Genomic DNA, 1858 nt, shown 5'->3' with positions numbered 1-1858 from the left:
CGATCTGCCTTGCCATGGCGGCCGTGACTTTCACTGGGACCGTCGCCTTTCTGGCGGCAGCCCAGGGGCGCCATGTGACCTTGGGCGTCGGCGCTTCGACTCTGCTCATTGCGCTGTCCGTCGGCGTGGGCCTCTTCGCGAGTGGGCGGTTCAGGGCGTGGGGGCTGCGTCGACGAGCCGCGTCTTGAACGAGGTCTTGAAAACCGTCGGAGCAGCGATGGCACCGTGGGTTCAAATCCCACACCTACCGCCAGCAGAAGCCGATCCTGACCAGGTGCACCGGTCAGGATCCGTTCTCGTGCTCGCTGTCCGCCGGAGCCCGTGACTCCCCGCTGCTTCCCGACTGAACGGGCACGGTTGCGGCACGTCGCCTTCAGTCGACCGCGATCGTGCAGTAGTCGGAGGGGACGGCGGCAAGGGCACACGCGGCAGCGTCCTGTTCGCCCTCGGTTCGGTGTTGCTGGAGATATGCCGCTGTCGCGCGCGTTCCGGCACCGAAACAGGTTGAATTCTGCACCACGATCAGGCTGAGGATCTTCACCTTGGTCGACTCCATCGCCCAACTTGTGGAAACGGAGTCGGAGTAGTCGGCGTCACGGGACTCCCGTTGCTTGTGCTTCCGGAACTGGCCAGCCCGCTTCTCGAAGTCCTGGTTGGTCTGCTCGCACGTCGCTGACCGCTCGGACGCGCCGTCGTGTCGCATCGCCCCGACGGCATAGCCGCCCGAGGCAAGTGTGATTGCACCTGCGCTGACCAGCGCGATCATCGAACGCTTCATGGCCGGGGATCGTATACGCCCAGGTGAGGCCACCCGCCACCGGTGCCCGCCGGCCTGCGGTCGACGACGCACTGCGTACTTCCTCATGCCGCCGGCACGACGGGTGTTCGATTTGCCCCAGATGGCTTCGACTGGGGCGCCAGGTTGCAGGTGTGCGCGGACCGGGAGGTCACGGTAGTCCTGTCAGGAGAAGCGCTTGGGTGCTCCTTTCCAAAGCAGGTGGAAGCGTGGCCGGTAGATCAGCCGGGGCCTTTCGCCGGGCCGGTAGCAGCCCATCCCTGGCCGTGTCTGGGGTGCCCGCCCCCGCTCAGCCTGTAGAAAGCGGTTCCGTTCCGGCTATGAGCGGGCGCGGGCGACCACCCTCGGGATGATGAGGTTGTGGAAGGGCTGGATGGCCTTGAAGTACAGGTATCCGGCTTGCCGGTGGTAGCGCACGACCGTGGTGCAGACGCCTTCCAGGCCTGCGGCTCCCTCCCGTACGGCGAAGGAGGTGCGGAAGTCCAGGTGCTTGTCGTTGTCGCCGGCGAGCACCTCGTCGTCGGAGACCGTCAGGACCCGGAAGGGGCCCAGCCGTGCTCCGGGTTCGACCCGGATCTCATCGGGGGCGACTCGCTTTTGGACATGCAGTCCGAACGGCGACATCAGCTTGTCGCGCACGGTCAGCAGCCCGTGCACCCACCCCGGTGTCCCTGCCAGTACCGTCCGGGCGAAGTCCGCGGCACTGGTTCCCGGGGCCAGGTCGACCGCGACCGCGTCCACGTGATCACAGCCGCCCAGGCTCGCCACCGCCGCGTCGGCGATCGGCGTGACGCTCCTGCGTACGCGCGTTCCTGTCCTGTGCCCCATGGTTCGTCCGTCCCCTCGTCCAGATGGCCACGACTCCTGGGCGTGGCACGCCGCTGTTGCCGACCGTATCGCCCATTCCCTGTCAGTCCTTGATCTCGCGGATGGGGGCGCCGGACGTCACGGAGGCGCCGACCTCCGCGCTCAGGCCCTTGACGGCGCCGGAGCGGTGCGCGTTCAGGGGCTGTTCCATCTTCATGGCCTCCAGGACGACGATCAGATCGCCCTCCTTGACCT

At 67.1% G+C, this 1858-nt stretch carries 3 protein-coding genes; all 3 read right to left on the bottom strand.

Annotated features, from left to right (window positions below; translation table 11 throughout):
- Nucleotides 1–373: 373 nt before the first annotated feature.
- Nucleotides 374–778 carry a hypothetical protein gene (locus ACWEBX_RS39885; protein WP_451889596.1) on the bottom strand — a complete coding sequence of 135 codons (405 nt, stop codon included), beginning with the start codon at nucleotides 776–778 and terminating at the stop codon, nucleotides 374–376.
- A 336-nt stretch (nucleotides 779–1114) separates the two neighbouring features.
- Nucleotides 1115–1624 carry a DUF2867 domain-containing protein gene (locus ACWEBX_RS39880; protein WP_451889595.1) on the bottom strand — a complete coding sequence of 170 codons (510 nt, stop codon included), beginning with the start codon at nucleotides 1622–1624 and terminating at the stop codon, nucleotides 1115–1117.
- Nucleotides 1625–1706: 82 nt separating this feature from the next.
- A partial coding sequence (locus tag ACWEBX_RS39875; RefSeq protein ID WP_451889597.1) for a biotin/lipoyl-containing protein occupies nucleotides 1707–1858 on the bottom strand: 152 nt, incomplete at its 5' end.

This window comes from Streptomyces sp. NPDC005070 (assembly GCF_053600395.1).
The sequence above is the reverse complement of the archived record's forward strand: the minus strand, read 5'-3'. Positions and strand labels throughout refer to the sequence as shown.

Bases quoted from the DNA above. Each gene is read 5' to 3' on its own strand.
- ACWEBX_RS39885 (WP_451889596.1), bottom strand. From the start codon at position 778: ATGAAGCGTTCGATGATCGCGCTGGTCAGCGCAGGTGCAATCACACTT.
- ACWEBX_RS39880 (WP_451889595.1), bottom strand. From the start codon at position 1,624: ATGGGGCACAGGACAGGAACGCGCGTACGCAGGAGCGTCACGCCGATC.